The following is a 24,473-nucleotide window of genomic DNA, read 5'->3' as shown; positions in this document are numbered from 1 at the left end:
GAGAGCACGCATGAGCACCGCAGGACCTCAGCAGCACCCGGTCGTCCCCACCGGCCGGGGCCCGGTGCGCGGCGAGCGCCGCGCCGACGGCGGCGTCCGCTTCCTGGGCATCCCGTACGCCCAACCACCGGTCGGCGAGCTGCGGTTCGCCGCGCCCGTACCGCCCCGGCCGTGGACCGAGGTGCTGGACGCGACCGAGTACGGGCCGACCGCGCAGCGCCGTCCGTTCGGCGAGGTAACCACCATCCCCGAACCGACCGTCCCCGGCGCGGGCATCCTCAACCTCAACGTCTTCACCCCGGCCCCCGACCCGGCGGCCGGACTGCCGGTGCTGGTCTGGATCCACGGCGGCGGCTTCGTCGCCGGGTCCTCGGCGAGCCCCTGGTACGACGGCGCGGCCTTCAACCGGGACGGCGTGGTCGTGGTGTCGATCGGCTACCGGCTCGGCATCGAGGGCTTCCTGCACCTGGCCGACGCCCCCGACAACCGGGGCGTACGGGACTGGATCGCCGCGCTGGAATGGGTACGGGACAACATCGCCTCCTTCGGCGGCGATCCCGCCAAGGTCACCGTCGCCGGGCAGTCGGCCGGCGGCGGCGCCGTCCAGACGCTGCTCGCGACGCCGGCCGCCCGGGGGCTGTTCCGCGCGGCGATCTCGGTCTCCGGCGCGGTGATGCGCCCGCAGGACCGGGCCACCGGCGAGGCCGTCAGCCGGGCCTTTACCGCCCGCACCGGCGTACCCGCCACGGCGGCCGCCCTCCGGGACGCCACCGACACCGAACTGCTGGCCCTCCAGGACGCGCTGGACTCCGCCGGGCCGGATCCCGACGGGCTGCCCGCCCTGCTCCTCGCGCCCTTCGCCGACGGCGAGTTGGTGCCGGTGCCGGTGCCGGAGGCGATCGTGGACGCGGACGTCCCGCTGCTGCTCGGCTTCACCGCGCACGAGTTCGCCGCCCGGCGGCGGAGGAAGCCCCGAGGGCGGAGGAAGCCCCGACCCCGCCCCCGGAGGGCGAACTGCTCGGTCTGCTCGATGCGTTGGGCCTGGACGCCAGCAGCCGGGCCGCCCGCTTCCTCGCCGAGCGGCCGGGCGCGTCCGGCGGGGACGCGATCACCGACTGGCTGTTCCGCGCCCCCGCCCTGGCGATCGCCGAGGCCCGCGCCGAGCGTCAATGGCCTACCTGGCTCTACCAGTTCGACTGGTCCGGCGCCGCCGCCGGCCGCACCGGCCAGGCCTACCACTGCAGCGACCTGCCGTTCGCCTTCGACCTGCTGCACGCCGAGGGTGTCGAGGCCGCCCTCGGCGCCCACCCGCCGCAGCCACTGGCCGACGCCGTCCACGGAGCCTGGGTCGCCTTCGTCCGAGACCTCGACCCGGGCGCCGCCTGGCCCCCGTACCAGGACGGCCGCGCCACCATGCGCTGGCACACCGAACCCCGGGTGGAGCGCGACCCGCTGCGCGCCGTCCGGGAGATCTGGCTCGGCTGACGGGCCGGGGGAGTGCGGGTACGGTCCGGAGCCGCTCCCGGGCCGTACCCGCCCACCCGCCGACGCGGCCCGCCCGGCGACGCGGGAGTCCCGCCCGCCGGCCTACCGCGCCACGCGGCGGCGGCGCCGGTAGTAGGCGAACGTGAGGGCGAGCACCAGCGGCCCCCAGAGCACGAACAGGCCGCTGACGGCCGCCGCGAGCAGCCGCCACCAGCCGTTGACGAACGGGACGTCCGAGAAGCCGGCGAGGTGGAAGGCGGCGAGCACCCAGTCCACGGTCAGCGCGGTGAGGGCGAGGCCCGCGATCGTGGCGGGGACGAGCACCGCGTACGGGCGGATGTGCCTGCCGCCGAGGACCGGGACCCAGTGCGGCACCACCTCGCCCGAGCGCCGCACCAGGCAGGAGCAGAGCAGCGCGAACACCTCGGACAGGACGCTCAGCGTGCTGACGTAGCCCACGCCGGCCCACAGCGGAAGTTCCATGCGGGGCACGTCCATCCCCATCAGGAACCCGAACCCGATGGGCAGGCGCCAGAGGCACACCGGCAGGCCGAGCCAGGGGATCGCACGGGCGGTGCGCTCGGCCCAGCGGGGGACGGGAAGTTCGGTCGGGTGGATCGTTCTGCTGGTCACGTGTCCAGCGTGCCGAGCGGGCGGCGGGCCGGAATCGCGCGTGCGGATGGTCCGCCTCCCCCGCCCGGGGGAGGCGGACCATCCGCACGTGGGGACGGGAGGTCTGCCCGTCGGGGGGCAAGCGTCGACGTCACTGGGCCCGGACGATGACCACCGGGCAGGCGGAGTGCTGCGCGCAGCGCGTGCTCACCGCCCCCGGAGGGCGTCAGGCGTTGACGCCCAGTTGGGCCATCAGGGTCGCGTTGTCCTCGATGTGCCAGTCCTCGACGATCCGGTCGGTGCCGACGTGCTGGATGTCGATGGCGTTGAACTCGACGCGCTGGCCCTGGCCCGGCACCCCGTCGAAGGTGCCGGTGAAGTGGCCGCGGAACACCAGCCGGGCGGTGATCTTGTCGCCGGAGATCAGCACGTCGGACAGCTCGCAGGTCAGGTCCGGCACCGCGGCGCGGAAGTTCTTCGAGGCGAAGACCGGCCCGGCGGGGCCCTGCGGACGGCCCGCCGGCAGGGTGTTGTCCCGGAACTGCGGGCTGACCGCCGCGTCCAGGTACCGCTGCTGCCCGGTGTTCCAGAAGGTGTACAACTGCTGGGCCAGGTGGACCTCCTGGGCGGCGCGCCGGGCGCCGATCGAACGGTCCACGGTGAGCGCCTTCGGCTGGACGAGGCCGGGCGTACGGTCGATCAGGCGCTGCGGCCAGTCGCGGGCGGAGTCGTGGCGGCCGCCGTCGTGGGCGGGGGCGGCCGCGGCGGTGCCGCCCGCCAGGCCGGCCACCGCCGCGAGGACGGCGGCGGTACGGATCAGGGTGCGCGAACGCATGGGAACAGCTCCTCGGATCAGGTGGTCACGCCCGCGGATCCGGGCGTGCGGGGGTGGCCGGCGGGCCGGACGTCGGGCGACTCGGGGCCGGGCGGGTCGGAGGCAGGGCGGGTCGGAGGTCAGCCGGGCCGGGGGTCAGGCGAGTCGGCCGCCGCCGTCGACGTGCAGCACGGTGCCGGTGACGTACGGGTTGTCGATGGCGTAGAGGACGGCCTTGACCAGGTCCTCCGGAGTGCCGACGCGCCGGGCCGGGTTGCGCTCGGCCACGCCGCGCAGGAACGCCTCCTTGTCGGCGCCCAGGCCGTCCCAGGAGCCGGTGTCGACGATGCCGGGGGAGACGGCGTTGACCCGGACCGGCGCGATCTCCACCGCCAGCGCCTGCACCAGGAAGGCCAGCGCGCCGTTGGTGGTGGCCATCACCGTGCGCGCGGGGGCCGGGCGCCACGCGGCCACACCGGAGAAGAAGGTGAACGAGCCGCTCTCGGAGACCTGCCCGACCAGGTGCTTGGCCAGCAGCAGCGGGCCGATCACCTTCGCCGCGAACGCCCGCTGGACGTCGGCCGCTTCGAGCTCGCGCAGCGGGCCGTTGGCGGGCATCGCGGCGGTCGAGACCAGGTGGTCGAAGCGGCCGGCCCGGGCGGCGAAGGCGGCGATCGACTCCTCGTCGGCGATGTCCAGGGCGATCACCTCGGACGGGCCGGTCAGCTCCCCGGCCGTCCACTCCAGCTTGCGCGGGTCCGGGCCGGCCAGCACCAGGGAGGCGCCGGCCGCCGAGGCGGCCTTCGCCAGCGCCTGCCCGGTGCGCGAACCGGCGCCGACCACGACGAGCCGTCGGCCCTGGAGCGAGGTGGCGACGGGCGTGGGAACGGAAACGGACATGGGGAACTCCTGGGGATCGTCGGGGTGTCAGGGCGTGTCTGACGCGCCTTGGGCCGCTCGCTGCTTTCCGCGGCGGCCACACCACGACCCTCTCCCGACCAGCCCTGATGAGTCCAAGGCTTGTTTTCTACCCCAGCGATAAAATCCGTTCATGGCAACACCGACGCTCAGGCAGCTCGAATACCTGGCCACCGTGGTCGACACCGGATCGTTCACCCGTGCGGCCGAACAGCTGCACGTCACCCAGCCCGCGCTGTCCCACCAGATCAGGGCCCTGGAGGGCGCCCTCGGCGGACCGCTGCTGGAGCGCCTGCCGCGCTCCGTACGGCTCACCCCGATGGGCCGGGCGGTCCTGCCGCACGCCCGCGCCGCGCTGGCCGAGGCCGAACGCCTGCACGCGGCGGCCCGCCGGTCGGCCGGCCTGGAGGAGGGCGAACTGGAGGTCGCCGTCGTCTACTCGGTCAGCCTCGGCATCCTGCCGCCCGTGCTGCGCGACTGGCACCGCCGGCACCCCGGCGTGCGGATCCGGCTGCGCGAGTACTCCCACACCGACCGGCTCCAGGAGGCCATGGCCGCGGGCCGCGCCGACCTCGCCATCGGCCCCGCGCCGACCGGCTGGGAGGGGCCGATCCGGGAGCTCGGCGTCGAGGAGTTCACCGTCGTGCTGCCCGCCGACGACCCGCTGGCCGACCGCCGCACCGGCACCGTCGCGCTGGCCGAACTCGCCGACCGGGACTGGGTCCACTACGCCCCCGACAACGGCCTCGCCGACCTGCTCGACCAGGTCTGCGCCCGGGCGGGCTTCCACCCCCGGGCGGCGATCCGCGCCGAACAGACCTCCGCCGCACCGCTGTTGGCGGCGGCCGGGCTCGGGCCGGCGCTGGTGCCGGCCAACATCGTCCCGGCCCGCTTCGAGGGCGCCCTGCTGCGCCCGGACCCCCCGATCCTGCGCACCCTCACCGCCTACACCCGTACCCGTCCCGACCCGCTCACGGTGGCCTTCGCGGACCTCCTGGCCCGGCAGGCGCGGGTCAACCCCGTCGTCTCCAGCCGGTCGGCCGGGTCCGAGTCCGAGCCCGACGGGACGCCCGGCTGAGCCCGGACCGGGCCGCGGTGCTCAGCGCGCTGCCCCACCGACCGGCTGGTCCGCGTCGTCGAGGTCGACGGCGTCGCTGAGGCCCAGGCGCAGGTGCTCGATGTGGTAGACGGCCTGGTCGAGCAGTGCGGCGACGTGGTTGTCGTAGAGCGCGTAGACGACCTGGCGGCCGTTGCGCTGCCCGACGACCAGGCCGAGGTTGCGCAGCAGGCGCAGCTGGTGGGAGCAGGCGGACTGCTCCAGGCCGACCTCGGCGGCGAGTTCGGTGGCGGCGCAGGGGCCCTCGCGCAGCCGGGAGAGGATCAGCAGGCGGGACGGTGTGGCCAGGGCTTGCAGGGTGGTGGCCACCCGGGCAGCGCTGGTGGCGTCCAGGCGCGTGTGCGGGACGGCGGTGGCGGGGGCGGCTCCATGACCCATGCGGACCATCCTACAACTCATAGATGAAGAAGCGTTCATATGTTCATGTATCGTGAGTGAGCCATCGGCCCGCCGTGCCTTTGCGCTCGCCCCGCCCATGTCCGCCTACGCCTGCCCGCGCCTGCCCTGAAGGGTCCTTCCGCATGTCCTCCACCACCCTGGCCGAGCGCCCCGCGCCCCCCGCCGCGCCGCGTCCCGACACCGCGCCCCGGCGGCGCACCCGGGTGCTGTCGCTGCCCGAGGCCCGCTGGGCCGCCGCCGCGACGGTGCTCTTCCTGGTCGCGCTGCCGCTCCAGCTGACCGGCGCCCCCGCCTGGGCCTGGGGCCCGCTGTACGCCCTCGCGTACGCCACCGGCGGCTGGGAGCCCGCCTGGGCCGGGCTCCGGGCGCTGCGGGAGCGGACCCTCGACGTCGACCTGCTGATGATCGTGGCCGCCCTCGGCGCCGCCGCCGTCGGGCAGGTCATGGACGGCGCACTGCTGATCGTCATCTTCGCCACCTCCGGCGCCCTGGAGGCGCTGGCCACCGCCCGGACCGCCGACTCGGTGCGCGGACTGCTCGACCTCGCCCCGGCCACCGCCACCCGGCTGTTGCCCGGCGGCGGCGAGGAGACCGTGCCGACGGAGGACCTCGCCGTCGGCGACACCGTCCTGGTACGGCCCGGCGAGCGGATCGGCGCCGACGGGCGGGTGCTCGACGGCGCCGGCGAGGTCGACCAGGCGACCATCACCGGTGAGCCGCTGCCGGTCGCCAAGCGGCCGGGTGACGAGGTGTTCGCCGGCACCCTCAACGGCACCGGCGCGCTGCGGGTGCGGGTCGAACGGGACGCATCGGACACCGTGATCGCCCGGATCGTGCAGCTGGTCGAGGAGGCCTCCGAGACCAAGGCCCCCACCCAGCTGTTCATCGAGAAGGTCGAGCAGCGCTACTCGATCGGCATGGTGCTCGCCACCCTCGCGGTCTTCGCCGTCCCGCTGGCCTTCGGCGCGGCCTTCACCGGCTCGCTGCTGCGCGCCATGACCTTCATGATCGTCGCCTCCCCGTGCGCGGTGGTGCTGGCCACCATGCCGCCGCTGCTCTCCGCCATCGCCAACGCCGGTCGGCACGGCGTCCTGGTCAAGTCCGCCGTCGTGATGGAACGGCTGGGCCAGGTCGACGCCGTCGCGCTGGACAAGACCGGCACCCTCACCGAGGGCACCCCCCGCCTCACCGACCTCCGGCCGCTCGCCGGCTCCGGCCTCTCCGAGGAGCGGCTGCTGGCGCTGGCGGCCGCCGCCGAGCATCCCAGCGAGCACCCGCTCGCCCGCGCCGTCGTCGACGCCGCCCGCGGCCGCGGCCTGACCCTCCCCGCCGCCGATGACTTCACCTCCACCCCCGGCGTCGGCGTCACCGCCACCGTCGACGGCCGGGTCGTCGCGGTCGGCACGCCCACCCGTCTGATCAACGGCCGCACCGACGCCGCCTGCGCCGAAGCCGCCGCGCTGGCCGCTGAACTGGAGGAGACCGGGCGCACCGCCGTCGTGGTCGAGTCGGACGGCCTCCCGGTGGGCGTGCTCGGCATCGCCGACCGGCTGCGCCCGGACGCCGCCGCCACCGTCGCCTCCCTGCGGGCGCTGACCGGCACCGCGCCGGTGCTGCTCACCGGCGACAACCCGCGCGCCGCCGCCCGCCTGGCCGCCGAGGTCGGCATCGGCGACGTCCGGGCCGGGCTGCTGCCGCAGGACAAGGTCGCCGCCGTCCGCGAGCAGGAGGCGGCCGGGCGCAGGGTGCTGGTGATCGGCGACGGCGTCAACGACGCTCCCGCGCTGGCCGCCGCCCACGCCGGAGTCGCGATGGGCCGGGCCGGTTCCGACCTTGCCCTGGAGACCGCCGACGCCGTCGTCGTCCGTGACGAACTCGCCACCGTCCCGGCCGTGGTGGCGCTCTCCCGGCGGGCCCGCTCCCTGGTGGTGCAGAACCTGGTGATCGCCTCGGTGTTCATCACCGTCCTGGTGGTCTGGGACCTGGTCGCCACCCTCCCGCTGCCGCTGGGCGTGCTCGGCCACGAGGGCTCGACCGTCGTCGTCGGTCTCAACGGCCTCCGACTGCTGCGCGAGGCCGCCTGGACCAGGGCGCAGGCGTGACGGGCTGAAAGGCGGGTACCCCGGCAGGGATCCCAGGGCGGCCTCACCCGAGCTGCGGTGCGTGTCGACGGCGTACGGACCGGCACGGCCGCACCGGGGGGAGGACGCCGAGGACTGAGTGCCGTCCCGGCGCGCGCCCTTCCCGAACATGAGGATCCGTCATATTCTCACTCCTCGCCGACGGTGCCGTCAGCGCCGGGCGACGCCCGGGCCACCTCACCACAGCGGGGACGACGATGAAGAGTCCTACGGCCCGACTGCTCGCCCTGGCCGTGGCCCTGCCGGTGCTCGCCGTCCTGGCGGCGGGCCCCGGGGTCGCGGCGCCGGACGACGGGGGTGCCCGGTCGGCCGCGTCCTGGACCGGCCCGCTGAGCACCCGGGGGCGCTACATCGTGGACGCCCACGGCGATCGGTTCAAGCTCAAGTCCGCCAACTGGGCCGGCGCCCAGGGCACCTGGCAGGGCAGCGGAAGCACCGACGACCCGGCCGACAACCAGGCCGGACAGGTGTCGCACAACATCCCGCTGGGCCTGGACCGGGTGCCGGTGGACCGGCTGCTGGCCGACTTCCGCGGGCTGGGCGTCAACAGCATCCGGCTGCCGTTCGCCAACGCGATGATCCACGACACCGTCCCCGTCCCGGACTCCGCCGTCGCCGCCAACCCGCAACTGCGCGGCCGGACCCCGCTCCAGGTCTTCGACGCCGTGGTGGCCGCGCTCACCGCCGACGGCTTCGCGGTGATCCTCAACAACCACACCACGAGCTACCGCTTCTGCTGCGGCCTGGACGGCAACGAGCGCTGGAACAGCGGCCAGTCGACGGCCCGATGGGAGGACGACTGGCTGTTCATGGTGAACCGCTACAAGGCGGACAAGCGGGTGGTCGGCGCCGACCTGCGCAACGAGGTCCGCCGGGACCTCTGGGACGACCCCAACTGGGGCCTCGGCGACGCCCACGACGAGTACGCCGCCTTCGAGGAGGCCGGCAACCGCATCCTCCAGGCCGCCCCGGACCTGCTGGTCGTCATGGAGGGCATCAACTGGTACGGCGTCCCCGCCGCCGGGTTCAGCCACGGCCGCCCGATGCTCACCCCGGTGCGCAACCTCTCCAACACCCTGGTCGACTCCGGCAAGCTGGTCTACTCCGCGCACTTCTACGGCTACACCGGCCCGGCCAACACCGGTGCGGGCAGCGGCCCGGGAGCCACCGACGACCCGCGCTACCAGGACTTCACCCCCGAGCAGCTCGCCCAGGTGGTGGACGACCAGGCGCTGTTCGTCACCCGGGCCGGGCAGCACTTCACCGCCCCGGTCTGGATCAGCGAGTTCGGCGCGGGCGGCCGGGGCTCGACCGACGCCGAGGAGCAGGCCTGGCTGCACGCGTTCACCGACATCCTGGTGCGCGGCGACACCGACTTCGCCGTCTGGCCGCTGGTCGGCTGGGCCGACGGCGCCGGCCGGCCGCTGGACACCTGGGCGCTGCTCTCCTACGGCCCCGACGGCAGCCGCACCGGCCTCACCGACCCCGGCGACTGGCGGGCCGCCGACTGGACCAGGCTGATCGGCGCCCCGGCGGTGAGCGGCCCGGTGCCAGCGGTGGACCACTGGAACATGCTCGACCTCGACCACACCGACCGGAACCTCTCCCGGCGGATGCTCGCCCGCCCGGACTGGAGCCCCGGCAACCGCAAGGGCGACTGCCCGGACGGCCAGCGCCTGACCGCCCTGAGCCGCGGCGACAGCCGGGCCCTGTGCACCGACGCGGGCGAGCCGGCCGCCGGCAGCGGGGACTGGACCACCGTCACCGACGAGCGCTACGTCACCGGGGGCGACTGGGCCTCCGGCTACGACAAGCTCCAGTGCCCCGACCGCGCCTTCGCCGTCGGCTACGGCGTGCGCGGCAACGGCATGGCCGCCCTGCTGTGCGCCCCCGCGGCGGCCCCGCTGCCGCTGACCGGCCGCACCCTCTGGTTCGACCGGGGCGACAACCGGCCCGCCACCGGCGGCTCGGTGGCCAGCGACTGGGCGCCGGGCCGCTACAAGGGCCAGTGCGCGGACGGCGAGTACCTGGCCGGCGTCGCCTCCACCTGGCAGCGGCTCCAGTACGGCGCCCCGGCCGCCCTGCTCTGCCGCCCGCTCAGCTGACCCGGCACCTGAGGAGGGCTAGAGCCCCGGACGGCCCGTCGGTCACGGCCGCCGCGAGCAGCGGTCGTCGGGGGACCGCGACCGGGCCCCGGCGGGCGGTATCCCGCCCGCCGGGGCCCGGTCGGCGTCACGCGAGCGGGACCGCCAACTGCCGGGCCAGGTCCGCCACCAGGGCGTCCAGCCAGCCCCGGACGGTGTCCGGGTCGAACAGGTCGGCGTCGTACTCCGCCAGGCCCGCGTAGCCGTCGGCGTCCGGGGTGAGGGAGAACGCGAAGTCGGCGCGGGCGGACGGCCCGGGGATGTCCTCGATCCGGGTGGTCAGGCCGGGGAGGTCGAGGGCGATGGGCGGGGTGCTCTGGACGGCGAGCAGGATCTGCGGGTGCCAGGCGGGCAGTGGGACGCCGCGCTCCCGCAGCGCGTCGACCAGCAGGCCGAAGGGCACCACGGAGTGGTCGAGGCCGGAGGCGATCGCGGCGGCGGCCCGGTCCACCAGCTCCCCGAACCCGCCGTCGGCCCGGCTGGGCACCAGGACCGGCATGCTGTTGGTCAGCAGGCCGACCACCTGCTCGTCCGCCGGCCGGGTGCGGTTGGCGTTGGAGAGCAGCAGGAACGTCTGCGGCGCACCGCCGAGCGAGCCGAGCAGCCGGGCGAACGCGGCCACGATCACCGCCGAGGCGGTGGTGGAGCGCGCGGCGGCGTAGCGCCCGACCGCCTCGCCCAGCGCCGCCGGGATCCGGAACGCGGCGGTCTCCCCGCGCCCGGAGCGCCGCTCGGGGCGCGGCCGGTCGGTGGGCAGGTCCACCGCGAGCGGGGCACCGCCGAGCACCCCGACCCAGTGGTCGACCGCCGCCGCGACGGAGGCCCGGGTGACCACCGTCCGCTCCCAGCAGGCGTAGTCGGTCATCCGGCCGGGCTCCTCCGGCAGCGGTCCGCCGGTCCGGTAGAGCGCGGCCAGGTCGGCCAGCACGGTGGCCAGCGACCAGCCGTCGACCGCCATGTGGTGGATGACCAGCAGCAGCACCCACTCCCGCTCCGCCGGGCGCAGCAGCCGGGCGCGCAGCAGCGGGGTCGCGGCCAGGTCGAACGGGCGGGCGATCTCGGCGTCCAGGGCCGCGGCGAGCGCCGCGTCCCGTTCGGCGGGCGAGAGCGCGCGCAGGTCCTCGACCGGGACGTCCAGCGGGGTGTTCGGCAGCACCTGCTGGAGCACCCCGAGATCGGTGTCCGCGAAGCGGGTCCGCAGGCTCTCGTGCCGCTCGACCACCGCCGTCAGCGCGGCGGCCAGCCGCTCGGGATCCAGCGGCCCGCGCAGGGTGATCCGCTGGGTGATGTTCCACACCGCCGGATCGGCCGAGCCCGCGTGCGCCCTGCACATCCGTCGTTGGCCCACCCCGGCCGGCGCGGCGGCCAGGGCGGCCCCGGCGCCGGTCAGGGTGGTCAGCAGCCGGTCGCGGTGTGCCCGGACGAGGCCGGTGACCTCCTCGTCGATCGCCCCCGCCGGGGCGAGGTAGTTGAGCCGCTCGCCGGTGGTGCGCAGCACGATCTCGCGTTCGTCGAGCAGCTTGAGCAGCCGGTCCCAGCCCTCCTGCGCGGCGCTCACAGGGTGCCCTCCTCGTACGCCGGGGCCTGGGCCTGCTCGGCGGCCGGCCGGTGGGCGGCCATCGCGCGGACGGTCGGGCGGCGGAAGAAGTCCAGGACGCCGATCCGCAGGCCGGTCGCCTCGCGGACCCGGTTCAGCAGCCGGGTGGCGGCCAGTGAGTGGCCGCCCAGGTCGAAGAAGGAGGTCTCCACCCCGGCGGGGCGGCCGAGTTCCTCCTCCCAGAGCCGTTGCACGGTGCGCTCCAGTTCGGTGGCCGGCGCGGCGGCGGGCTCGTCGGCGCCGAGCGGGCGGGGCTGGGGCAGGGCGGCGGTGTCCAGCTTGCCGTGCGCGGTGAACGGCAGGGCGTCGACGGCGGCCCAGAGCCCGGGGACCATGTAGTCGGGCAGCAGGTCGGCCAACTGGTCGCGGACCCGGGGCAGTTCGGCGGCCGCGCAGCCGACGTACCCGGCGAGCACGGTGCCCGCGGCGGTGCGGCGCGCCGTCACGGCGGCGGCGCGCACGCCGGGCAGGCCGAGCAGCACGGTCTCGATCTCGCCCGGCTCGACCCGGTAGCCGCGGACCTTGACCTGGCGGTCGGCCCGGCCGAGGTACTCCAGCCGGCCGTCCGGCCGCCACCGGCCGAGGTCGCCGGTGCGGTAGCTCCGGCCCTCGGGGGTGTCGGCGAAGACGGCGGCGCTCTCCTCGGCGCGGCCGGCGTAGCCGATGCCGACCTGGACGCCGAGGGCGTGGATCTCGCCGACCGCTCCGGCCGGCACCCGGCGCCCGGCGGCGTCGCGCAGCACGATCCGGCTGCCCGGGGTCGGGCGGCCGATCGGCGCGTACTCCGGGCCGTCCGGCTCGATCTCGCCGGCCGTCAGCGCGTGGGTCTCGGTCGGGCCGTAGTGGTTGATCAGCCGGCAGCCGGGGTTGCGGCGCAGGAAGGCCCGCAGCCCGGGGGTGAGCAGCACCTGCTCGCCGCCGGAGATCAGCTCCCGCAGGTGCGGCACCGGCTCCTCGCCGAGCGCGTCGGCCAGCGCGGCCAGCGGCGTGTACGGCAGGTGCAGTCGTTCGGCCCGGGTGGCCCGGACGACGGTGGCCAGCGCCGTCACGTCGTAGCGGGTCTCCTCCTCGATCAGCAGCAGGGTGCCGCCGCCGGCCAGCGTGGTCAGGATCTCCTGGACGCTGACGTCGAACCCGCAGGAGGCGTACTGGAGCGTACGGGCCGCGGGGTGGTCGGCGACGTTCCAGGCCACGATGTGCGCCAGGGCGAGGGAGTGCATCAGCACGCCCTTGGGGCGGCCGGTGGAGCCGGAGGTGTACAGCAGGTACGCCGGCGCCTCGGCGGAGGGGGCGGGCAGCGGGGGCAGCCCGGCGGGGGCGGCGCCGGCCGGGGCGGTGCCGGTGAGCACCGTCGGTACGGTCAGGCCGAGTTCCGCCGGGGCGTCGGCCGAGGTGGTGAGCAGGACGGCCGGCGCGCTGTCCTCGACGATCAGCCGGCAGCGCTCGGGGCCCTGCAGCACGTCGACCGGTACGTGGACGGCGCCCAGGCGCAGGACGGCCAGCAGGGCGGCCACCTGGTCCACCGAGCGGGGCAGCAGCACGCCCACCCGGTCGCCCTCGCGGACGCCGGCCGCCAGCAGCCGGCCGGCCAGTTCGTCCGCCCGGGCCAGCAGGGTGCGGTAGTCCGTGGTGGTGCCGTCGGCGGCGACCACCGCGGTCCGGTCGGGCCGGCCGGCCGCGGTCGCGGCGACGGTGGCCAGCGGGTGCGCGGGGTCCTGGGCGGCGGGCGGTCCGCACTCCAGGGCGGTGTCGGCCTCGTCCGCGGCCACGGCGGTGAGTTCGACGAGCGGGCGCTCCGGGTCGGCGACCGCGGCGGTGAGCAGCCGCTCGAAGGCGCCGAGCAGCCGGTCGACGGTGGCCCGGTCGAACAGGGTCTCGGCGTACTCGACGTGGCAGCGGATGCCGTCGGGCAGGCTGGTCAGGAAGAGCGTGAGATCGAAGGCGGAGCGGTCCGCGACGTGGTCCAGCGGACGGGCCGTCAGCCCGGGCAGGTCCAGTTCGAAGACGGCGTGGTTCTCGAACTCCACCATGACCTGGAACAGCGGGTTGCGGCTGGTGTCGCGCCGCGGGTTGAGGTCCTGCACCAGCACCTCGAAGGGCAGTTGCTGGTGCTCGTAGGCGTCCAGCGCGGTGGAGCGGACCCGGCCCAGCGCCTCGGCGAAGGCCGGCTCGCCGGAGAGGTCCAGGCGCAGCGCCAGCGTGTTGACGAAGAACCCGACCAGGTCCTCGGTGCCCTCGGCCCGGTTGGCCACCGGGGTGCCCAGCACGATCTCGTCCTGGCCGGCGAACCGCTGGAGCACGCCGGCGAAGCCGGTCAGCAGCACCATGAACAGGGTCGAACGCCGGGACCTCGCCAACTCCCGCAGGCCGTCCGCCAGTTCGGCGGGAAGGTGGTGGACGAAGGCGCGGCCTCGGCCGTCCGGGACCGCCGGGCGCGGGCGGTCGGTGGGCAGGGCCAGCACCGGCAGGTCGCCGCCGCCGAACACCTTGCGCCAGTAGGCGAGGCTCTCCTCGTACTCGCCGGCGGCCACCCGGGCCCGCTCCCGGGCGGCCTCGGCGGCCGGGCCGGTGGCGAGTACCGGCAGCCGGGCGGCCCGGTCCTCCCGGGCGGCCAGGTACAGCTCGCCCAGCTCGCGGGTGATCACCACGGTGGACAGTGTGTCGATCACGATGTGGTGCATCGACAGCACCAGGACGTGCCGGTCCGCCGACTGTGCCAGCAGCAGGGCCCGGAACAGCGGGCCCTCGGCCAGGTCGAAGCGGTGCTCGCCCTCGGCGGCGACCAGGTCGGCGACGGCGTCCGGCGAGGTCCCGTCGGCGGTGACCCGTTGCAGCACCGGGCCGGTGGGCGGCGCCAGCACCTGCTGGAACGGTTCGCCGTCCTGCTCCCGGAAGACGGTGCGCAGCGCGACGTGGCGTTCGACCAGCCCGCGCAGCGCGGTGTCCAGCGCCTCCGGGTCGAGCGGGCCGTCCAGGGCGATCGCCTTGACCTCGTTGTACTGCCCCCCGTCGGGCAGCATCCGGTGCAGGAACCACATCCGCTGCTGGGCGTAGGACAGCGGGGCGCCGCGCAGGGTGTCCCGGCGCAGGACGTCGAGCTGCGGCAGGCCGGCCGCGACCAGGTCGGGGGAGAGCCCGAAGTCCACGAAGGCGGCGATCTCGTCCGCGCCGGCCGCCCGCAGCTCGGACAGCACTCCCTGGACGCTCTGCGGGGTGCCGATCAGCGCGCGGGAGGCGCAGTACCGCTCGTACGCGCGCTCCAGGACGAACTCCAGGTCGTCCTCGCGGGCGTTCTCGTAGTCCAGGGTCAGGCCCAGGCTGTTGGCCATCTGCCCGAACAGGGAGAGGGAGGAGCGCAGGTAGTTGCAGAACGGGCGGTAGGCCTGTTCGCGGGCGGTGGCCAGGTCGGTGCCCAGGTAGGTGTGGACCAGCACGACCACCCGGCCGGCCTCCGGGTCCAGGCCGTGCTCGGCCCGGGTGCGCCGGTAGACCGCGATGTTCTCGGCCAGCTGGGCGACGTCCTGGGTCATCAGGTTGGTGATGACGCCGAGGTCGTTGCGGGCCGCCTCGCGGAAGCTGTCCGGGTTGCCGACGATCGCGGTGAACATCGGCGGCAGGTCCTGGAGCGGGCGCGGGTGCAGGGTCACCTCGATCGGCTCGCCGTTGCCGTTGCGGCCCTGGTACGGCTCGCCGCGCCACAGTGCCCGGACGGTCTCGACCTGCCGGTGCATCAGCTCCTTGTGGCTGCCGTAGCGCTCGGGGAAGAACAGGAAGTCGTTGGGGTGCCAGCCGCTGGCGCAGCCCAGGCCGACCCGGCCGCCGGACAGGTTGTCGACCACCGACCACTCCTCGGCCACCCGCACCGGGTGGTGCAGCGGCAGCACGGCGCAGCCCGCGTTCAGCCGGATCCGGGTGGTCTCCCGGGCCAGGGCGGCGGCCAGCACCGAGGGGTTGGGGAAGATGCCGCCGAAGGAGTGGAAGTGGCGCTCGGGCAGCCAGACCGAGTGGAAGTCGTGCCGGTCGGCGAAGCGGGCGCTCTCCAGGACGATGCGGTACTTCTCGTCCTCCGGGGAGTCCAGCGGGTAGTCGCCGAAGAAGTAGAGGCTGAAGTCCACCGGCCGCTGCGGGTCGCTGACCGGCTGGTACGGAACCGCTTCGGCGTGGGTGCGGACGGCCTCGGCGGGGACGGGGAGCTCGGTGGCCGGTCGCGGGGCGGGCAGCCGGACGCCGGGCGAGGCCGGGAAGAAGCCGCCGCGCCGCAGGTCGCGCAGCGACTCGCGGACCGCGTCGACCACGAACTCCAGGTCGCCGTCGGTGTGGGCGGTGGAGAGGAAGAAGTTGCGCCACTCCCACACGTAGACCCCGCGGGTCAGCAGGTGCGGGAAGAGCAGCTCCATGTCGGCCCGGGGCTCGAACCGGAAGAGCGAGCCGAAGTGCGCCAGGCGCAGCGGGAACTCCTCCTCCTCGAAGAAGCCGTTCAGGGTGGCCGCCAGCTCGTCGGTGCGGGCGTTCAGCCGCTCCTGGAGGCCGGGGCCGGCCGCCTTGAGGTGGCGCAGCACCGCGCCCGCGGCGGTCATCGCCAGCGGGTGCTGGATGTAGGTGCCGCCGAAGAAGGTGGTGTCCCCGGGCGGGTAGCTGTCGTCCCCGTAGTCCCAGTGCCCGCCGTCGATCCCGTCCAGGATGTCGGCCCGTCCGGCGATCGCGCCGATCGGGTAGCCGCCGCCCAGCACCTTGCCGTAGGTGGACATGTCCGGGGTGACGCCCCAGAAGCCCTCGGCGCCGCGCAGGTGGGGCCGGAAGCCGGTGAGCATCTGGTCGAAGAGCAGCACGATGCCGAGCCGGGCGGTCAGTTCGCGCAGCGAGCGGACGAAGTCGACGGGCTGGCGGCCCGGGTGGCGGCTCTGCACCGGCTCGACCAGGACGGCGGCGATCCGGTCGCCGTGCTCCTCGATGACCTTGAGGCTCTCCGGGTCCCCGTACCGCAGCACCAGCAGGTCCGCGACCGCGCTGCCCGGGATGCCGATGGACACCGGCACGGTCTCCCGGTCGGCGCCGTGGCCCAGCGTGCGGCCCAGGGTGTGGTCGAAGTGGCCGTGGTACGAGCCCTCGAACATGACGATCTTGTCCCGGCCGGTGTACGCGCGGGCCAGCCGGATCGCCCCGGCGTTCGCCTCGGTGCCGGAGTTGGCGAAGGCGACCCGCTCGGTGCCGGTCAGCTCGGCCAGCAGCTCGGCGGCCTCGCCGGTCTCCGGGCCGCGCGGGCCCAGCCGCAGGCCGGAGGCCAGGTGCTCGCGGACGGCCTCGGAGACGAACTCCGGTTCGTGGCCGAAGAGCAGGACGCCGAAGCCCATGGTGATGTCGACGTACGGGTTGCCGTCGACGTCCTCCAGCCGGGAGCCCCGGGCCCGGCGGGCGGCCAGCGGGTAGAGCATCTCCTTGGTGCCGGAGCGGAAGCCGACCACGGCGCGGCTGTCCGCCAGGGTACGGCGGTGGCGGCGGGTGATCGCCTTGGAGGCGGTGGTGCGGGCGGTGAAGCGGGCGACCAGCTCGTCCACGTGGGCGCGCTGCTGGTCGGTCAGGCCGCCGGAGGCCATGCCGGACTCGCGGGAGACCGTCACCCGGGGGCCGTGCACCTGCGGGGCGGCGGGCGCCTCGGTGGGCGCCTCGGCGGGGGCCGGGCTCTGCGCGACGGGGGCGGCGGGCGCCTGGACGGCCGTCAGGGCCGGGGCGGCGGGCGCCGGCGCCGGGGGGAGTGCGGGTGCGGGCGTGCCGCCGGCCAGCAGGCCGAGCTGGTCGCGCATCAGGTCGGAGAACTGGCCGAGTAGCGAGAGCTGGCGCTCGATCAGACCGGTGCCGTCGGTGATCGGGGCGGCGGGCGCCTGCGGGGCGGTGGGCGCGGCGGGGGCCTGCGGGGCGGTGGGCGCCGCGAGGACGGGCTGCGGCGCCGGGGCCGGAGCCTGGACGGCCGGGACCGTCCGGACGGCCTGGACCGGAGCCGCAGCCGCCACCGGGGCCGTCACGGGTACGGGCTCGGGCACCGGCCCGGGTGCCGCCACGGGCTCCGGCTCGGCGGTCGGCAGCAGCGCGGCCAGCACCGCCGGCTCCAGCCGGGAGGCGATCAGCCCGGCCAGCCGGGCCGGCGTGTCCGCCGCCTCGAACAGCTCGCGCATCGACACCCGCACCCGGAACGCGCGCTCCAGGTCCCGGATCATGTTGATCATCGAGAGCGAGTCGGCGCCCAGGTCGAAGAACGGCTCGTCGGCGCCGACCGAGGCCTCGTCGTACCCGAGCTGGCGGGCCGTCCGCTCGACGACCTGCCGCAGCACGGCCTGCTCGGCCAGCTCCTCGGGGCTCGGCGCCGGTGCGGCGGCCGGTGCCGGGACCGGCGCCGGGGCTGTCGCCGGAGCCGGGGCGGTCTGCTGGGGTGGTTCCTGGCGCATGGCGGGGTCCTCGGTGGTCGGCCGGGCAGGGGCGGTGAACCAGTGGCGGCGGCGCTGGTAGACGGTGGTGGGCAGCGGGACGCGGCGGGCCGGGCCGTCCGGCCAGTCCCGGGCGGCGGCGAAGCGGGCCCAGTCGAGCGGGACGCCGTGCGCCCACAGCGCGGCCGCGGCGGCGTCGAACTGCTGCTCCGGGGACGCGCCGCGCCGGCCGCCGGCGACGAAGTGGCGCTGCGGCAGCTCCCGGCGGCCCATGCCGGTGAGCGTCGGGTGCGGGCCGATCTCCAGGAAGAGTTCGTGGTCCTGCCCGTCCAGGGCGGCGAGGACCCGGTCGAACCGGGCGGTCTCCCGGGTCTGCCGGAGGAAGTAGTCGGGCGTCGGGACGGTTCCGGGCGCCAGCACCTCGCCGCCGAGGTTGCTGACCAGCGGTACGGCCAGTGGCCGCAGGCGCAGCCGGGCCAGCTGGTCGCGGAAGGGGTCGAGCATCGGGTCGAGCAGGCGGGAGTGGAACGCCCGGTCACCGGCCAGCCGCTCGGTGGCGACCCCGTCGGCGGCCAGGACGGCCTCGGCGGCGGCGATCTCGCGCTGCGGACCGGCCAGCACGCACTGGCCCCGGCCGTTGACCACGGCCAGGTCCACGCCGGGCAGCCAGTCGCCGAGCCCGGCCAGCCGGTCCAGTCCGGCCCGGACAACCGTCATGGCGCCCGGCTCGGTCAGCCGGTGCATCAGCCGGCCGCGCAGCGCGGTCAGGAACATCCCGTCCGCGAGGTCGAGCGCGCCGGCCGCGTGGAAGGCCGCGTACTCCCCGGCGCTGTGCCCGGCGACCGCGGCCGGCCGGACGCCGAGCTCCTGCCAGAGCCGCAGGTAGGCCGCCTGGAGGGCGAACAGCGCGGGCTGCGCCGCCTCGGTGGTCCAGGTGTCCTCCGTGCCCTGCGGTGCGGCGTCCAGCAGCAGCGGCAGCAGCGGTTCGTCCCAGTTCTCGCGGTGTAGCCGGTCGCACTCGTCCAGGACGGCGCGGAACACCGGGAAGGCGCGGTGGAGTTCTGCGGCCATGCCCCGGTACTGGGCGCCCTGGCCGGTGAAGAGCAGCACCGGCCGGACCTCGCCGCGCCCGGTCTCGCGGTGGACGGCGCCGGCGGTGGGCCGGCCCGCCAGGAAGGCGTCCAGGCCCTTGCGCAGGGCGGCCGGGTCGGGCCCGGTGACGGCCAGCCGGTGGCGCAGCGCGCGCCGGCCGGCGCCGAGGGTGAGCGGCAGGTCGCCGGGCGCGAGGGCGGGTTCGGCGTCCAGCCGGTCGCGGACCAGCGCGGCCAGCTCGGCCAGGCCCTGGGCGGTGCGGGCCGACAGCGGCAGCACGGTCGGGGCCGGGCGCGGCTCGGGCACCGCCGCGGCGGCGGCCGGGGCCTGCTCCAGCACCAGGTGGGCGTTGGTGCCGCCGACGCCCAGCGCGCTGACCCCGGCCCGGCGCGGGGCGGGGCCGTCCGGCCAGTCCCGGCGTTCGGCGGCGAGCCGGAACGGGCTGTCGGTCAGTTCCAGCGCGGGGTTGGGGCGGGTGAAGTTGACCAGCGGCGGGATGGTGCCGTGCCGCAGTACCAGCAGCGCCTTGATCAGGCCCGCCATGCCCGCGCAGGTGTCCAGGTGGCCGATGTTGGGCTTCACCGAGCCGAGTGAGCAGAACCCGGCGGCGTCGGTCCGGGCGCGGAACGCCTGGGCCAGTGCCCGGAACTCGATCGGGTCGCCGAGCGGGGTGCCGGTGCCGTGGGCCTCGATGTAGCCGATGGTGTCGGCCGGCACGCCCGCCAGGTCCAGCGCCCGGCCGACGACGGCCGCCTGCCCGTCCACGCTGGGCGCGGTGTAGCCGACCTTCCGTCCGCCGTCGTTGTTGACGGCCGAGCCGAGGATCACCCCGTGCACGGTGTCGCCGTCCGCCAGCGCCCGGTCCAGGCGCTTGAGCAGGACGGCGGCGACGCCGTTGCCGCCGACGGTGCCGCCGGCGTCGGCGTCGAAGGCCCGGCAGGAGCCGTCGGGGGAGAGGATCGACCCCTCCTCGTAGCGGTAGCCGGCGGCCTGCGGCACGTGCAGGGCGGCGGCGCCGGCCAGGGCCAGTTCGCAGTCGCCCGCCAGCAGCGACTGCACGGCCAGGTGCACCGCGACCAGCGAGGTGGAGCAGGCCGTCTGCACACCGATCGCCGGACCGGTGAGGCCCAGCCGGTAGGCGACCCGGGTGGCGGCGAAGTCCGCCTGGTTGCCGATCGCGGTCTGCAGGGCGGCCACCGGCTCGGCCGGGTCGGCGGTGGCGGCCAGGGTGTGCTGGTAGTAGTTGCGCAGCGCGTACAGGGTCATCCCGGTGCCGGCGAAGACCCCGACCCGGCGCTCCGGGTCCGGCGCGTCGTAGCCGCCGTCCTCCAGGGCCTGGCGGCAGATCTCCAGCAGCAGGCGCTGTTGCGGGTCCATCAGCGCGGCCTCGGTGCCGCTGATGCCGAAGGCCTCGGCGTCGAACCGGTCGACGTCGGTGAGCGCCCCGGTGACCGGGACGAAGTCGGGGTGGCGGTACTCCTCCGGGCGCAGCCCGGCCGCCGCCAGCTCCTCCTCGGTGAACCGGGTGGTGCTCCGGACGCCCTCGACGATGTTGCGCCAGTACTGCTCGGGGGTGTCGGCGCCGGGGAGGCGCAGTGCCAGGCCGACGATCGCCACCCGGCGGTCGTCGCCCGGACCGGCGGGGACGGAGGCGGCGGAGGCGAGCGGAGCGGCGGGCGTGGCCGGCCCGGCGGCCAGGTGTGCGATCAGGGCGTCCACGGTGGGGTGGCGGAACAGCTCGGTGGGCGCCGGGGGCGTGGGCAGCGCGGCGCTGAGCGCTCCGTGCACCCGCATCAACTTGAGGGAGCCGATGCCGAGTTCGGCCAGCGGACGGCCCGGGTCCAGCGGGCCGTCGAGGACCGTCTCGAAGGCGTCCAGGACCAGCCGGCGCAGCCCGGACGGAGCGGAGTGCTCGGGGACGGACGGTCCGGCGGGCCGGGCCGCCGGGGCCGCGGTGGACGGCGTCGGCACGGCTGTGGTGGACGGCGTCGGCGCGGCGGCGGCGACCGGGCGGGGCGCGGTGGCGAGCAGCCGGCGCCGGGCGGCGGGGGAGGCCGGGTCCGGACCGGCGTACCGGTGGCCCGGGGCGCCGGCCAGCAGCAGGGCGGCCAGCCGGCGGCCGTGCGCGGCGCTCAGCACGGCGATGCCCCGGCCGGCGGCGGCCTGCTCGTTCTCGGTGTCGCGGTTCATGCCGATCCCGCTCCACAGGCCCCAGGAGATCGTCCAGGCCCGGGTGCCGGTCTCCCGGCGCAGCCGGTCGACGGTGCTCTCCAGGTAGCGGTTGGCGGCGGCGTACCCGGTGGAGCCGACCGCCTCCTGGAGGCCGATCATCGAGGAGAAGGCGACGAACTGCGCGCCGGGCCGCTGCCGGACCAGCTCGACGAGGTGGTCGGTGCCCTCGGTCTTGGTCCGGACGGCGTCGCGCCAGCCCTCGGTGTCGGTGTCGGCGAGGAGGGCGAGCCGGTAGCCGCCGGCCAGGTGGAGCACGCCGTCCAGCGGTGCCCGCCACTCCCGTTCGGCCTCGGCGAGCACCTCGGCCAGCTGTCGACGATCCGTCACATCGGCCTGGCGGTAGGTGACCTGACCGCCCTGGGTGGCAAGTCGGCGCAGTGCGGCCCGGCGCTCGGCCGCCTCGGCGGTCGGGGCGTCCAGGTCGCTGCGGCCGACGATCAGCAGCCGGGAGCCGTACTCGCGCAGCAGTCCGGGCAGCAGCTCGGCGGCGATCCCGCCGAGGCCGCCGGTGACCAGGTAGTGGGCGCCGGGGGTGAGCAGCGAGCAGCCCTCGTCGGCCGGTCCGGGGGCGGCCTCGGCCGGTGCCAGCCGGGGCACCCAGGGGCGGCCGGCGCGCCAGGCCGACTCGGGTTCCGGGCGGGGGTCGGCGAGCAGGGCGAGCAGCGCGGCGGCCTGGTCCGCGGCCGGCGCGTCGCCCGGCAGGTCGAGGTGCCGGGCGGCGGGCACCAGTTGCTCGGCCCGAGCCCCCGCGGTCAGCGCCGCGGTCAACGCGGCCCGTGGCCGGGGGAGTTCACCGGGGAGCACGGCGTGCAGCCCGGCGCTGACGGAGACCAGCTCGCGGACCGGTGCCCGGGCCGGGAGCGCGCGGAGCAGGGCGAGCAGCGCCTCGTCCGGCGGCGTCGTGCCGTCGGCCGTCGCGCTCCACAGGTAGACCAGCCGGTCGGCCGGGCGGTCCCCGAGGGCCCGCAGCCACTCCTGGGGGTCGGTGGTCGGCGGCCGGTCCACCGCCAGGGCGTTCGGCAGGGCGGCGGTCAGGGCCTCGGTGAGGGTGCCGGGGCCGGACGGGCCGAGCAGCAGGATCGTTTCGTCAGCGAGCGCGCCGTCCTCGGCCCCCGGTGCGGGGCGGGCCTCCCAGTCGAGCCGCCGTACGCAGTCCGGCAGCGTCCGGGAGTTGGCCTCCGCCAGGTCCAAGGCCACGACGTGGTCGTCGAGTTCGCCGTCCAGCAGTCGGCGGCGCAGCGCGGTGCGCTGGATCTTGCCGCTGGTGGTGCGCGGGAAGTCGGCCACCGGGACCGGAAGCACCAGGGCGGGGGCCGGCTGCCGGCGGGCCGCCAGCAGCTGCCGCACCTCGGCGGCGACGGGCGGCGCGGGGGCGTCCGGGTCGCTGGGGACGTAGGCGATCACCAGCTGCTCGGTGCCGGTGCGCTCGTCCGGCACCCCGAAGGCCGCGACGTGCCCGGAGCGCACCCCCGCCACGGAGGCCACCACGTCCTCCAGCTCGTGGCAGAAGTAGTGCACGCCGTTGACGATGATGATCTCCTTGCGACGGCCGGTGAGCACCACCTCGCCGTCGGCCAGGAAGGCCAGGTCCCCGGTGTCGAACCAGCCGTCGCCGACGAAGGCCTCCTGGTTGGCGGCCGGGTTGTTCAGGTACCCCGGCGTCACCCGGCCGGAGTGGACCTGGAGCCGGCCGACCCGGTGCTCGGGCAGCACCCGCCCGTCGTCGTCGGTCACCCGCATCCGGGCGCCGGGCGCGGGCCGGCCCATGCTGAGGAAGCCGGTGCCGCGCTCCGCCGAGGCCGGGTCGACGGGCTCCAGCCGGCCGGTCAGCGAGCCGGTGCGCACCAGCCGGCGGGCGCCGTCCTCGTGGTAGCGCTTGTAGGTGATCACGGTGCAGGTCTCGGCCATGCCCCAGCCCAGCAGCAGGTGCTCGGGGCGGACGCCGAACGGGGCGGTGGCGGCCAGGAACTCGTCCAGCACCGCCTCGGTGCACTGCTCCCCGGCGTTGATCAGCGACTTGACCGAGGAGAGGTCCCAGCGGCGGCCGGGCCCGGCGGCCCGGACGGCCTCGGCGACCAGCCGGAAGCCGAAGTTGGGCGACCAGGAGTGCGCGGCCCGGTAGCGCTCCAGCGCGTCCAGCCAGACCAGCGGGTCGGCGAGGACGAGTTCGGTGGGCACCTGCACCTGGTCGGCGGCCAGCACCACGTCGCGCAGGTGGAACATCAGCAGTCCGGCGACGTGGTCCAGCGGCAGCCAGTTGACCGTGGTGTCGGCCGGGTCGCAGCCCTGGGCGACGGCTCCCGCCACGTACTCCAGGATGCCGCGGTGGGTGATCTGCACGGCCTTGGAGCGGCCGGTGCTGCCGGAGGACAGCTGGAGGATCGCCACGTCGCCCGGAGCGGGGGCCTGCTCGGGAGCGGGCGCGAGGGCGTTCGCGCGGGTGTGCTCGACGGTGTTCTCGGGGGCGTTCTCAGGGGTGTTCTCAGGGGTGTTCTCGGAGGCGGACGGCCGGTCGACCGCGACCACCCGCAGGCCCGGCGCCTCGTACAGCTCCCCGAGCCGCTCCAGGCCCGCCACCGCCGGCCCGCAGGCGAGCACCGGCGGCTCCTCCAGGGTCTGCCAGGCGTGCCAGAGCTTCTCCAGGACGGGGTTGCGCTCGTGGTAGTCCGGCGGGCGGGCGACCGTCACCGGCTGCACCCCGCCCAGCAGGCAGGCCCACAGGGTGGGGAAGTAGAGCTCCGGGTCCGGGACCTGGAGGATCACCCGGTCCCCGGACCGCAGCCCGGCGCGGGCCAGGGTGGCGAGGATCTCGCGGGACCGCTCCAGGAGCCGACGGTACGTCAGTCTGGTGGCCTCGCCGCCCGCCCGGACCAGGTGCAGCCCCCGGTCGGGGTGCAGCTCGGCGGCGCGCAGCAGAGCCTCGGGCAGGGTCCGGGGCGCGCGCGGCCCGGCGTCGGGCAGCGGCGCGCCGACGGCCTCGGTGCCGGGGCCGTCGATGTCGGGATCCTCGGCGCCGGGATCCTCGGGCGGGGCCGTCGGCTCGGCCGGGGCGGCGCCGGCCGGCGCCGAGGCCTCGCCGAACGGCCGCCAGCGGTCGGTGAGTTCGCGCAGGTGGCGGAGGGCGGGGCCGGGGGCGGCGGGCGGCCGGGTGAGCGCCGCGGCCAGGGCGGTGGCGTCGGGTTCGCCCTCGGCGGTGCGGACGATGCCGTCCAGGAGGTGGACTTCGGCGCTCGGGTCGGCGTCCAGCAGCGCGGCGGCGGCCCGGCGGCGCAGGGCCTCGGGATCGCCGTCGACGGCGGGGACCAGGTAGGCCAGCAGACCGGGGCGGCCGTTCTCGTGCTCGACGGGCAGCAGGGCGCAGTCGGCGATCTCGGGGCGCAGCAGCAGTCGGGCTTCCAGGGTGCGCAGCCGGCCGTGGTCGGGACCGGTGGGGCTCATGACGTTCGGCACCTTTCGGATCGGTGCCGGGGCGCGGGTGTGGGCCGCCCCGGGTGAGGGAGGGG

At 76.0% G+C, this 24,473-nt stretch carries 10 protein-coding genes and 1 pseudogene; 5 read left to right on the top strand and 6 right to left on the bottom strand.

What is annotated here, in order from left to right:
• Window positions 1–10: 10 nt before the first annotated feature.
• Both ACZ7RU_RS28185 and ACZ7RU_RS28180 read left to right on the top strand, forming a co-directional pair.
• Window positions 11–898: pseudogene (locus ACZ7RU_RS28185) on the top strand (carboxylesterase family protein); the annotation flags it as partial.
• Window positions 899–1,035: 137 nt separating this feature from the next.
• The gene (locus ACZ7RU_RS28180; RefSeq protein ID WP_470343772.1) at window positions 1,036–1,485 is read left to right on the top strand and encodes a carboxylesterase family protein; all 450 of its coding nucleotides are present in this window, start codon (window positions 1,036–1,038) and stop codon (window positions 1,483–1,485) included.
• 102 nt (window positions 1,486–1,587) lie between these two features.
• On the opposite strand, the gene ACZ7RU_RS28175 is transcribed toward ACZ7RU_RS28180, so the two are convergent.
• The 3 genes from ACZ7RU_RS28175 to ACZ7RU_RS28165 all read right to left on the bottom strand — a co-directional run bounded on the left by ACZ7RU_RS28175 (window position 1,588) and on the right by ACZ7RU_RS28165 (window position 3,811).
• Window positions 1,588–2,118, bottom strand: coding sequence for a hypothetical protein (locus tag ACZ7RU_RS28175; RefSeq protein WP_470343771.1), 531 nt, complete (start codon window positions 2,116–2,118; stop codon window positions 1,588–1,590).
• Window positions 2,119–2,323: 205 nt separating this feature from the next.
• The gene (locus tag ACZ7RU_RS28170) at window positions 2,324–2,932 is read right to left on the bottom strand and encodes an ester cyclase (RefSeq protein ID WP_470343770.1); all 609 of its coding nucleotides are present in this window, start codon (window positions 2,930–2,932) and stop codon (window positions 2,324–2,326) included.
• A gap of 135 nt (window positions 2,933–3,067) precedes the next feature.
• Window positions 3,068–3,811: an SDR family oxidoreductase gene (locus tag ACZ7RU_RS28165; protein ID WP_470343769.1), complete on the bottom strand. Its 744-nt coding sequence runs from the start codon at window positions 3,809–3,811 to the stop codon at window positions 3,068–3,070.
• Between the two features lie 151 nt (window positions 3,812–3,962).
• On the opposite strand from ACZ7RU_RS28165, the gene ACZ7RU_RS28160 reads away from it, so the two are divergent.
• Window positions 3,963–4,907 (top strand): LysR family transcriptional regulator, encoded by a 945-nt coding sequence (locus ACZ7RU_RS28160; RefSeq protein WP_470343768.1) that lies wholly within the window; start codon window positions 3,963–3,965, stop codon window positions 4,905–4,907.
• A 21-nt stretch (window positions 4,908–4,928) separates the two neighbouring features.
• Here ACZ7RU_RS28160 and ACZ7RU_RS28155 read toward each other — a convergent pair whose 3' ends face one another.
• Window positions 4,929–5,324 carry an ArsR/SmtB family transcription factor gene (locus ACZ7RU_RS28155; protein WP_470343767.1) on the bottom strand — a complete coding sequence of 132 codons (396 nt, stop codon included), beginning with the start codon at window positions 5,322–5,324 and terminating at the stop codon, window positions 4,929–4,931.
• A 143-nt stretch (window positions 5,325–5,467) separates the two neighbouring features.
• Here ACZ7RU_RS28155 and ACZ7RU_RS28150 point away from each other — a divergent pair, with 143 nt between their 5' ends.
• The gene (locus ACZ7RU_RS28150; protein ID WP_470343766.1) at window positions 5,468–7,447 is read left to right on the top strand and encodes a heavy metal translocating P-type ATPase; all 1,980 of its coding nucleotides are present in this window, start codon (window positions 5,468–5,470) and stop codon (window positions 7,445–7,447) included.
• A 236-nt stretch (window positions 7,448–7,683) separates the two neighbouring features.
• Window positions 7,684–9,591 carry a glycoside hydrolase family 5 protein gene (locus ACZ7RU_RS28145; protein ID WP_470343765.1) on the top strand — a complete coding sequence of 636 codons (1,908 nt, stop codon included), beginning with the start codon at window positions 7,684–7,686 and terminating at the stop codon, window positions 9,589–9,591.
• A 127-nt stretch (window positions 9,592–9,718) separates the two neighbouring features.
• Here the strand turns inward: ACZ7RU_RS28145 and ACZ7RU_RS28140 are convergent, their stop codons facing one another.
• Window positions 9,719–11,188, bottom strand: a complete 1,470-nt coding sequence (locus ACZ7RU_RS28140) for a condensation domain-containing protein (RefSeq protein WP_470343764.1) — start codon at window positions 11,186–11,188, stop codon at window positions 9,719–9,721.
• Window positions 11,185–24,408, bottom strand: a complete 13,224-nt coding sequence (locus tag ACZ7RU_RS28135) for a MupA/Atu3671 family FMN-dependent luciferase-like monooxygenase (protein ID WP_470343763.1) — start codon at window positions 24,406–24,408, stop codon at window positions 11,185–11,187. The genes ACZ7RU_RS28140 and ACZ7RU_RS28135 overlap by 4 nt, the downstream gene beginning before the upstream one ends.
• Window positions 24,409–24,473: the final 65 nt, after the last annotated feature.

It is taken from the genome of Kitasatospora sp. NPDC114501, assembly GCF_055633695.1.
The sequence above is the reverse complement of the archived record's forward strand: the minus strand, read 5'-3'. Positions and strand labels throughout refer to the sequence as shown.

What these genes read in the sequence shown, in the direction of transcription:
- ACZ7RU_RS28150 (WP_470343766.1), top strand. Translation starts at nt 5,468, where the DNA reads ATGTCCTCCACCACCCTGGCCGAGCGCCCCGCGCCCCCCGCCGCGCCG.
- ACZ7RU_RS28155 (WP_470343767.1), bottom strand. Translation starts at nt 5,324, where the DNA reads ATGGGTCATGGAGCCGCCCCCGCCACCGCCGTCCCGCACACGCGCCTG.
- ACZ7RU_RS28145 (WP_470343765.1), top strand. Translation starts at nt 7,684, where the DNA reads ATGAAGAGTCCTACGGCCCGACTGCTCGCCCTGGCCGTGGCCCTGCCG.
- ACZ7RU_RS28170 (WP_470343770.1), bottom strand. Translation starts at nt 2,932, where the DNA reads ATGCGTTCGCGCACCCTGATCCGTACCGCCGCCGTCCTCGCGGCGGTG.
- ACZ7RU_RS28135 (WP_470343763.1), bottom strand. Translation starts at nt 24,408, where the DNA reads ATGAGCCCCACCGGTCCCGACCACGGCCGGCTGCGCACCCTGGAAGCC.
- ACZ7RU_RS28160 (WP_470343768.1), top strand. Translation starts at nt 3,963, where the DNA reads ATGGCAACACCGACGCTCAGGCAGCTCGAATACCTGGCCACCGTGGTC.
- ACZ7RU_RS28165 (WP_470343769.1), bottom strand. Translation starts at nt 3,811, where the DNA reads ATGTCCGTTTCCGTTCCCACGCCCGTCGCCACCTCGCTCCAGGGCCGA.